This window comes from Microbacterium sp. NPDC089189 (genome assembly GCF_040685095.1).
Classification (GTDB): Bacteria; Actinomycetota; Actinomycetes; order Actinomycetales; family Microbacteriaceae; genus Microbacterium.
Window position 1 is genome coordinate 1 of record NZ_JBFBHG010000047.1, and the last position, 9,606, is coordinate 9,606.

7 protein-coding genes are annotated in these 9,606 nt (G+C 72.8%); 1 reads left to right on the forward strand and 6 read right to left on the reverse strand.

The annotated features are described in order from the left end of the window. Positions 1–427: 427 nt before the first annotated feature. The 6 genes from AB0N73_RS16095 to AB0N73_RS16120 form a co-directional block, all read right to left on the reverse strand. Positions 428–964, reverse strand: a complete 537-nt coding sequence (locus tag AB0N73_RS16095; protein WP_363565335.1) for an ECF transporter S component — start codon at positions 962–964, stop codon at positions 428–430. After that, positions 961–1,824: a siderophore-interacting protein gene (locus tag AB0N73_RS16100; protein WP_363565337.1), complete on the reverse strand. Its 864-nt coding sequence runs from the start codon at positions 1,822–1,824 to the stop codon at positions 961–963. The genes AB0N73_RS16095 and AB0N73_RS16100 overlap by 4 nt, the downstream gene beginning before the upstream one ends. A 42-nt stretch (positions 1,825–1,866) precedes the next feature. Beyond that, complete coding sequence (locus AB0N73_RS16105; protein ID WP_363565339.1) at positions 1,867–2,685, reverse strand: energy-coupling factor transporter transmembrane component T; 819 nt, start codon at positions 2,683–2,685, stop codon at positions 1,867–1,869. Continuing rightward, positions 2,682–4,502, reverse strand: a complete 1,821-nt coding sequence (locus AB0N73_RS16110; protein WP_363565341.1) for an energy-coupling factor transporter ATPase — start codon at positions 4,500–4,502, stop codon at positions 2,682–2,684. The genes AB0N73_RS16105 and AB0N73_RS16110 overlap by 4 nt, the downstream gene beginning before the upstream one ends. 97 nt (positions 4,503–4,599) lie before the next feature. After that, positions 4,600–5,181, reverse strand: coding sequence for a TetR/AcrR family transcriptional regulator (locus tag AB0N73_RS16115; protein WP_363565343.1), 582 nt, complete (start codon positions 5,179–5,181; stop codon positions 4,600–4,602). Further along, positions 5,181–5,732 carry an ECF transporter S component gene (locus AB0N73_RS16120; protein WP_363565345.1) on the reverse strand — a complete coding sequence of 184 codons (552 nt, stop codon included), beginning with the start codon at positions 5,730–5,732 and terminating at the stop codon, positions 5,181–5,183. The genes AB0N73_RS16115 and AB0N73_RS16120 overlap by 1 nt, the downstream gene beginning before the upstream one ends. A 150-nt stretch (positions 5,733–5,882) precedes the next feature. Here AB0N73_RS16120 and AB0N73_RS16125 point away from each other — a divergent pair, with 150 nt between their 5' ends. Continuing rightward, entirely contained in the window at positions 5,883–9,512 is a 3,630-nt protein-coding gene (locus AB0N73_RS16125) for a S8 family serine peptidase (protein WP_363565347.1), read from the forward strand. The last annotated feature ends 94 nt before the right edge of the window (positions 9,513–9,606 follow it).

Consider the following 9,606-nt stretch of genomic DNA (forward strand, 5'->3'; position numbering starts at 1 on the left):
GCGTCCCGGGCGCCCTCGACGCGGGCCCCCGGGGCGTGACGGCGCGCCCCCCCGCGCCCCCCCGCGCCTGCGCCGCCCGAGCGACGTGGTCCTGCGTGGCGCGGCGGTGCTGGCGCCGGCGCCGCCGCTGGAGCGGGCCATAGTGGTGCGGCGTGAGGCCCGGGGTACGACACTTGTTCATTCGTCGCGAAAGCGGGGTCCGCGGCGGGCGCACCCTGCTTTTGCGACGAGTGAGGTGGGTTTTCGGGGCGTGAGGCGTGTTTCCCGGGGCGCGACATCGGTCACTCGTCGCGAAAGCGGGGTCCGCGGCGTCAGCACCCTGCCTTTGCGACGAGCGAAGCCTCCGGAGGCGGCGCGAGGCGAGGAGGCGAGGCGAAGCGGAAGCGCGAGAGGGAAGCAGGACGCGAGAAGGGGGAGGGAGAGGGGGTCAGGCGGCGGGGCGGGGGCGACGGCGCGCGAGGCGGGCGACGCCCGCGTCGCGCAGGCGGTCGGCGACGAGGATGCCGATCCAGGTGCCCGCCAGGCAGCTGGCGATCGTGAGGGCGAAGAAGCCGATCTGCGCACCGATCCCCATCGACCACAGGTCGAACGAGACGGCGGCGAGGATCGGATACAGGATGCCGACGACCGCGGCGCCCGCGTAGTGCAGCCACGTGCCCCAGAAGCGGTAGATCACGAGCAGGAACGGCAGCTCCGCGAAGAACGCCCACCACAGGTTCGTCGCGAGATAGGGGAACACGACGAGCCCCGAGATGAGACCCACGAGCAGGCCCGCCGCGGGACGCTGGAGGAGCCGCAGCCCGACGACGGCCGGCAGCAGCCAGAACCCCGCGAGCGCGACCGAGACGAACGGCGCGACGGCGAACAGGAACGTCGAGAGCCCGGTGATGCCCCAGAGCAGCACCCCGCCCGCCACGCCGATCGCGGCGCAGGTGAGCAAGTAGACGGTCGAGACGCGGCTCATGCGCCGGCCTCCTCGGCCTTGTGCGAACGGGGCGCGGGGGATGCCGCATCCGCCCGCCAATAGCCGATGAAGCTGATGGCGTCCCTCTCGACCCCGCGCTCGACCAGCACTCGCCGCCCGCCCGTCGGCAGCGCCTGCTCGCCGACGAGGAACGCGTGGAGGCCGGGGGTGCGCAGCTCGGTGGTTCGCAACGCCTCGAGCGCCGGCGTGCCCGGCTTCGCGCCCGCCTCGCGCACGATCCACCGCACCGTCACGCCGGCGGGATGGGGGAACTCCAGCGCGTCGGCGTCCGAGGGGACTTCGATCAGTGCGGTGCCGACGGCATCCGCCGGCAAGGACGCGCAGATGCCCGCGACGGCCGGGAGTCCGGTCTCGTCGGCGGCGAGCAGGACGTTGCCGACGCCGCGCTCGGGGTTGAACCCGAGGCCCTCGTCGATGAGCACGACGCTGTCGCCGGGGGCGGCGGCGTGCGCCCACCGCGACGCGGGGCCGGCGTCGGGACCCGCGCCGTGCAGCACGAAGTCGACGTCGATCTCGGCGTCGGACTCGGCCGTCGCGGCCCGGTAGGCGCGGACGGTGTAGTTGCGCATGACCGGCCGCATCCCGTCGGGGATCCGCAGGTACTTCAGGTACCCGAAGATCTTGTTGGCCTTGGCGGGGATGCGCTCGAGTCCCTCATCGCCGCCCAGCGGCAGGAAGATCCGGAACCACTGGTCGTAGCCCAGCGGCACGAAGCGCGCGATGTCGCCGCCTCCGAGCGTGATCCGCATCCAGTGCTCGGAGAGGCGTTCGGTGCGCTGCACCTGCAGGTGCAGCAGCTCCTGCGAGGCGGGCTTGACGAGGCGTGATGCGCGGGCCATGCGGATCCTTCCGGCGGACGACAGGGATGCGGGGCGTCGGCGTCAGCCGAGACCCCAGGGATACAGCGCCCAGAAGACCGCGGCGGACACGGCCCAGAACGCCAGGACGAAGACCGTGTCGCGCACGCGGAACGGCACGAGGTGGCGTTCGGTGCGGTCGGGGTAGGCGCCGAAGGCACGGGCGTCCATCGCGAGCGCCACGCGTTCGGCGTGACGGATGGCGCCGGCCAGCAGCGGGACGATGTACCCGAACCAGCGGGCCAGCACGGCGAAGGGCCCGCGCCCGCCGTGGGCCCCGCGCACGCGGTGGGCCTGGCGGATGACGTCGAGCTCGTGCGCGAAGCGCGGCACGAAGCGGAACGCCGCCAGCGCGGTGTATCCCACGCGGTACGGGACGCGCAGCTGCTGCACGAGCGACCGGGCGAGGTCCGGTCCGGTCGTGGTGAAACCGGCGGCCAGCGCGAGGGCGATGATCGCGCCGAGGCGCAGCGCCGTGGCGAAGCCGACGGCGAGAGCGCCGGCGTACAAGCGCCATCCGCCGATCTGCAGCACGACCGGTGTGGTGTCGAGGGGGCCGGGGTCGGCCCAGAGCGAGAAGCCGCAGGCGATCACGAGGATGCCGACGGGCACCGCAACCGTGAGCGCGAGGACGAGGCGCCGACTCGCCCGCGCCCCGACGATCAGGACGAGGTAGGCGAGCGCGAGGAACGCGACGGGCGTGGCGATGTCGCGGACGAAGACGAGGAGCGCCGTCGCCGGCAGGATCGCGGCGAGCTTGGCGAGCGGGTTCAGTCGGTAGAGGAAGCGCACCGGGCCGGCATCGACGGCGGGGGCGAACGGGTCGACCGTGACGGCGCTCATGCGCGGGGCCCCGGCAGATCGGCGAGGCGCGTGACGGACCCGAGCGAGGGATGCCCGGGGATGCCGCGCAGCGCGCGGGCGAGAGGGGGGACGCGCAGGCCCGCCCGCTCGATGAGCGCCGTGTCGGCGAAGACGTCGCCGGTGGGGCCCGCCGCGGCGATCCGACCGTCTCCGACGACCACGACGCGGTGGGCGTACTCGGTCACGAGCTGCATGTCGTGGGTGACGACGATGATCGTGGTGCCGGCCGCGTTGAGCTCGGAGAGGAGGCCGAGCAGTTCGTCCGCCCGGGCGCGGTCCTGCCCGAACGTGGGTTCGTCGAGGGCGAGGACGGGGGCGCCGGCGACCAGCGCGGTGCCGACCGACAGGCGCCGCTTCTGCCCGCCCGAGAGCAGGAACGGGTGCGCGTCGGCCTTGTCGGCCAGGCCGAACCGCGTGAGCAGGTCGGTCGTGCGCGTCTGCACCTCGTCGTCGTCGAGGCGCTGGCGTCGCAGACCGTGCGCGATCTCATCGGACACCGTGTGGGCGATGAACTGATGCTCGGGGTTCTGGAACACGAATCCGATGCGCGAGGGCAGCGTGCGTGCATCCGCGCGTGCCACGTCGACGCCGTCGATCGTCACCGTGCCGCGCGGCGGCGGAACGACACCGGCGATGGCCTGCAGGAGGGTGGTCTTGCCCGCGCCGTTCGCCCCCACGACGGCGACGAACTCGCCCGCGGCGATGTCGAGCGACACGTCGTGCAGCACCTCGGTGCGGCCGCGGGTGAGCGTCAGTCCGCGTACCCGCACGATCGGGGATGCGGCGGCTCCGGCATCCGCGTCGCCCACCCCCGCGTCGCCCACCCCCGCGGTGCCGGCGCCCGCGGCGCCGACCCCGGCGCCTGCGTCGACACCCCCCGCCCCCGCGTCGACGGGCGGGTGCGCCTGGAGCGCGGCGCGCAGTTCGGCGGGGCTGAGCGGCAGCGGGTCGAGCGTGTACCCGGCCTCGCGCAGCCGCAGCGCGGCGAGGGCGGATGTCGGTAGCCACACCCCCAGGCGGTGCAGGTCGTCGGCGCGATGGCGCAGCACCTCGTCGACCGATCCGTCGGCCACCAGATGCCCCTGCTGATCGAGCACGACGACCCGGTGCACGAGATCCACGGCGGCATCGAGGTTGTGTTCCACCAGGACGATCGAGCGCTCGCCGGAGGCGATGACGTCGGCGAGCGTCGCGTACACCTCTTCGATGCCCTGCGGGTCGAGGTTGGCGGTCGGCTCGTCGAGCACGAGCAGGGGCGAGCCCATGGCGAGCGCGGCGGCGATCGCGAGCCGCTGCCGGCCGCCGCCGGAGAGCCGATCGGGGTTGTCGTGGCGCCGGTCCCAGAGTCCCACGCGGCGGAGGGCGTCCTCGGTGCGCGAGAGCACCTCATCCACCGGCAGCCGCAGGTTCTCGGGACCGAAGGCGACCTCGTCGAGCAGCGTGCCGGTCACGAGCTGCGCGTCCGGATCCTGGAAGACCATCGCTACGCGCCGGCTGAGCTCGGCCACCGTCGCCTCGGTCGTGGCGACACCGGCGACGCTGACGCGGCCCTCGACCGTGGCCGGCAGGGCGTGGGGGATGAGGCCGTTGAGCGCGAGCGCGAGTGTCGACTTGCCCGATCCGCTGGGACCGAGCAGGAGGACGACCTCGCCGGTGCCGATGTCGAACGAGACGCCGGCGGGTGCGGCGCGGTGCGCGCCCTCGTGCGTGATCGCGACGTCCTCGACGCGCAGCAGCGGCGTCGGGTCGCCCGGACGCGCGGCGGACGCGTCGAACGGCGCGGAGGGAGCGGGCACGGGACATCCATCGGGTGGAGGGGAGGGGCCCTCCCAACTTAGTGCACCCTAACCCCGTTCTGCGGGGAAGTTTCGCGGCCCCTGCACGGCCGGGCGCTCAGCCCGCCCGGCGCAGCAGATCGTCGACGCCGTCGCGGTACGCCGCGGTGAGGTCCGTCCGGTCCATGCCGCACAGCAGGGCGAACTGCAGGCCGCGCCAGTCGGCGACGAGCCGGGTCGCCGCCCGATCCGCGTCGGGGCTCGTCCAGCCCTCGGCCTCGAAGACCGCGCGCACCCGATCGACCCAGCCGTGCCCGAGATGGCCGAGGAACTCCTCCCAGCGCGCCGGGTCGCCCAGCGCCACGGCGAAACGGTGGAAGAACATGACGAGGTAGGGCCGGTTCTCGTCCGCGCCGATGTCGTCCCACGCTCGCAGCAGGCGCGCCCGGAAGTCGGGGGATGCGGCGGCGAGCCGGTCGAAGACGGCGTCGAGGTGGGGGAACCGCTCGATGGCGATGTCGGCGGCCGCCTCGAGCAGCCGCTCCTTCGAGCCGAAGTAGTAGAGCAGCATCCGGTTGTTCGACCCGATGGCGCGGGCGATGCCCGACAGGCTGAGATCGATCAGGCCGTTCTGCAGGATGAGGTCGGCGACGAGCTCCGCCAGGCGCCGCCGTTCGGGGGTGTCGGCGCCGGGTGCCATCAGCGCCGGCCGGTGCGCACGACGCCGGCGCGGCGAAGACCGGTGCCGACCCAGAGGCCGACCGCGGTCCAGGCGACCGGCGCGAGCACAGCGATCACGAGGTAGGCGATCTGGAGAGCGGGCGAGAGCACCGACAGGTGGGCGGCGAAGAACACGGCCACCGCGATCACCACGCCGATCACGAGGGCCGAGACGAAGAACCGCCACGCCTGCCACGAGCGGTAGCGGGTGAGGGCGGCGACGAGCTCCTGGATGCCGCCGAAGAGCACGGCGGTGCCGAGGTAGCGCAGCGTCCACTGCGGGCTCGTGGCGCTGGCCACCAGCGCGGCGAGCAGGTGCGCCATCAGGGCGACCCACGGCAGACGCAGCACTTCTTGCGCGATGATCCCGGGCAGCACGTGCACGCCCAGAACCAGGCCGTAGACGATCGGGAGGCCTGCGATCACGACCGGTGTGATCCAGCCGGCGATCCCGCCCAGGATGCCGGTGGCGACGCCGATCGCTGCGCACACGAGAAGAACGCGCGTCGACAGGAGCGGGGTGCGGGCCACCTCCTCAGCGTACCGGCGCAGCTATGAGAGTTCTCTCACGGTGGCAGGGAAAACCTAGGGCTGGGAGGCGGCTGTGAGTTAGCTTGACGACTCAAGCGGCTCCGTCGCCGCCGAGTGTTCCCCCCATCCCCCCAGATAGGAGCGCCGTCGATGGCTCATCCCTGCCTGAAAGCGGCCGCGGTCCTCACCTTGGCCGCGCTGTTCACCGGAGTCTCCGCCACGGCGGCGGGCGCCGCCACCACCACCCCGGCGCCCCCGGCGCCCATCGATCTGCCGAGCGGCCGCTACATCGTGCTCCTCGACGAGGCCCCCGCCGCGAGCTACACCGGTGGCGAGAGCGGCCTCGCGCCGACGCAGCCCGAGGACGGCGCCCGACTCGACGCGCAGGACGCGGACGTCGAGAAGTACGTCGGGTTCCTCCGCGAACGTCAGCAGGACGTCGCCGACGGTGCCGGCGTCGCGCCCGACACCACGTACCAGATCACACTCAACGGCTTCAGCGCCGAGCTCTCGGCCGCGCAGGCCGCGAAGCTCGCGAGCTCGGCGGGCGTGCGCGGCGTGTTCCCCGACGAGATCCGCCACCCCGACGCGGTGCCGTCGACGCAGTTCCTCGGGCTCGAGGGCGCGGGCGGTGTGTGGGATGCGGTCGGCGGCATCGATCAGGCGGGTGCGGGCGTCGTGGTGGGTGTCGTCGACACCGGCATCGCGCCCGAGCACCCCTCCTTCGCCGGTGACGCGCTCGGTACGACGCCGGGCGATGAGCCGTACCTCGCCGAGGGAACCGATGCCGACGGCAACGCCGTGACGCAGATCGTCTACCCCAAGGCGGACGGCCTCGAGTTCCGTTCCACGGCCGTCGAGCAGGGCGGCGGGACGAGCGCGTGGGGCCTCGACCAGTACTCCACGAAGCTCATCGGCGCCCACTACTTCAGCGAGGGCGCGGCGGCATCCGGCTTCTCGTTCGACCATGACTTCCTCTCGCCGCGCGACGGCGCAGGGCACGGCTCGCACACCGCGTCGACGGCCGCGGGCAACCAGGGCGTTCCCGCCACGATCAACGGCACCGACTTCGGTGTCGTGTCGGGGGTGGCGCCGGCCGCCAAGGTCGCCTCGTACAAGGCCTGCTACGAGGGCCCCGATCCGCTGGTGACCACCGACGACATCTGCGCGTTGAGCGACCTGCTCGCCGCGATCGACACGGCGACCGCCGACGGCGTCGACGTCATCAACTACTCGATCGGCGGGGGCGCGGCCTCCACCGTGCTGAGCCCCGAGGACATCTCCTTCTTCAACGCTGCCGCCGCGGGCGTCTTCGTGTCCGTCAGCGCCGGCAACTCCGGACCCGGCGCCTCGACCGCCGATCACGCCTCGCCCTGGTACACGACGGTCGCCGCATCCACGGTCCCCACCTGGGAGGCCACGGTGCAGCTGCCGAACGGGTTCGAGGCGGCGGGCACGTCGGTGACCGTGCCGTTCGGTGAGAGCATCACCGCCCCCGTGATCTACGCCGGCGACGCCGCACTGCCGGGCGCCGAGGCCGAGGCCCCGCTCTGCTACATCGGGTCGCTCGATCCCGCCCTCGTGGCCGACAAGATCGTGGTGTGCGACCGTGGTCAGAACTCGCGCACCGAGAAGTCGCAGGCGGTGGCGGATGCGGGCGGCACCGGGGTGATCCTCGTGAACGTCACGCCGGCCTCGCTCGACAACGACATCCATGCGGTTCCCACCGTGCACATCGCCGACACCGAGCGCGCGGCGCTGTTGGACTACGTGCGCACGACGCCCGACGCGACCGCGACCCTCATCGGCGAGAACGTGACCGGCATCGAGACCCCGACCCCGCAGGTGGCCGGCTTCTCGAGCCGCGGACCGATGCTCGCCGACGGCAGCGACATCCTCAAGCCCGACATCTCGGCGCCGGGCGTGGCGATCCTCGCCGCGACGAACAACGCACCGGGTGCCGACCCGACGTTCGGCATCCTCTCGGGTACGTCGATGTCGGCTCCGCACATCGCCGGGCTCGCCGCGCTGTACCTCGGCGAGCGGCCGCAGGCGACGCCCGACGAGATCAAGTCGGCCATGATGACGACCGCGTACGACACGGTGGATGCGGCCGGTGCCGCCGTCACCGACCCGTTCACGCAGGGCGCCGGTCACGTCGACCCGACGGCGTTCTTCTCGCCCGGGCTGCTGTACCGCAACGGGCCCGACGACTGGGCCGCCTTCCTCCAGGGCAAGGGGCTGAACGACTTCGGCGTCGAGCCGATCGACGGCAGCGACCTCAACCTCGCCTCCATCGCCATCGGTTCGCTGCCGGGTGAGCAGACCGTGACCCGCACGATCACCGCGACCGCGGCGGGCACCTACACGGCCGAGGCCGCGGTGCCCGGGTTCGACATCACCGTCGAGCCCGCCGTCGTGAGCCTGGCCGAGGGCGAGAGTGCCGAGGTGGCGATCACGATCGCCCGCACGGACGCGCCCGTCGAGACCTGGTCCAGCGGCTTCCTCACCTGGACCGGTGGCGAGCACCCGGTGCGCTCGCCCATCGCGGTCCACCCGGTGTCGGTCGATGCGCCCGCCGAGGTCGCGGGCACGGGACTCTCGGGCTCGACCGAGGTGACCGTCACCCCGGCGATCGACGGCGAGCTGCCGCTGACCGTGTCGGGGCTCGCCGAGGCCGCGCTGCAGCGCGACCCGCGCTTCCCCGAGGTGCCCGGCCACTCCGGCGATCAGGACTCGTTCGAGGCCGAGGAGCAGCCGGACGGCTCCTCGCAGGACAACGCGTACGCGGTCGTCGAGGTGCCCGAGGGCACCGAGCTCGCCCGGTTCGACCTGGATTCGTCGGACGACACCGGATCCGACCTCGACCTGTTCGTGTACCGGGTCGTCTCGGCCGACGACTGGCGCTACTACGAGGACTGGAGCTCTGCGACCGGATCGGCCGACGAGTCGGTGACGATCGAGGCGCCGACCGCGGGCACGTACCTGCTGCACGTCAACAAGTACGCCGCCGCGGCCGACTTCACGTGGGACCTCACCGCGGCCGTCGTGGCCACCGGGTCCGGGGACGGCGCGCTGACGGCGACGCCGAACCCGCTCGCCGCGGCGAGCGGCGTGCCCTCGCCCTACACGCTGACCTGGCAGGACCTCGCGGCCGAGACCCGCTACGTGGGCGTCGTCCGCTACGGCGGCTCCGACATCCGCACGATCCTCACGGTCGACAGCGGGGCGGCGGCGCCGGTGAACACCGCGCTCCCGACCATCACCGGATCGCCGCGCGTGGGCGCCACGCTGACCGCGACGCCCGGTGAGTGGGATCCGGCGGAGGTGGATGCGACCTACCAGTGGCTGCGCGACGGCCAGCCCATCGAAGGTGCGACGGAGCAGACGTATCGCGTGACGCGTGACGATCGGGGCACCGTGCTGTCGGTGCGCGTCACCGCGACCGCGGCCACCGGTCCCGCCGCGAGCGCCGACAGCGCGGGCGTCGCCGTGGTGGTGGGGTCGTCGACGAAGGTCTCGCTCAACCGCTACCTCGGCTCGACGACCGACGCCTACGAGGCGCGGGTGCAGGTGAAGCCCGCGGCGGGTCCCGCGGCGACGGGCACCGTCGAGGTCCTCACGGGCGGAACGCGCGTCACGGGTGAGCTCGTCGACGGCGCCGTCACCGTGCCGCTGCCCGCGCCCTCGCGCGGCGTGCATCTGGTGCTGGTGACCTACGGCGGCAGCGACACCGTCGCCTCCTCCTGGACGCTGACCGCGTTCCTGGTGCTGCGCTGAGCAACGACGAAGGGGGCGTCCCGCGCGGGACGCCCCCTATATCATCCAAATGGTTTTAGGTGGTTTTCAATCCTTAATAGGTTTAGTTACTTTA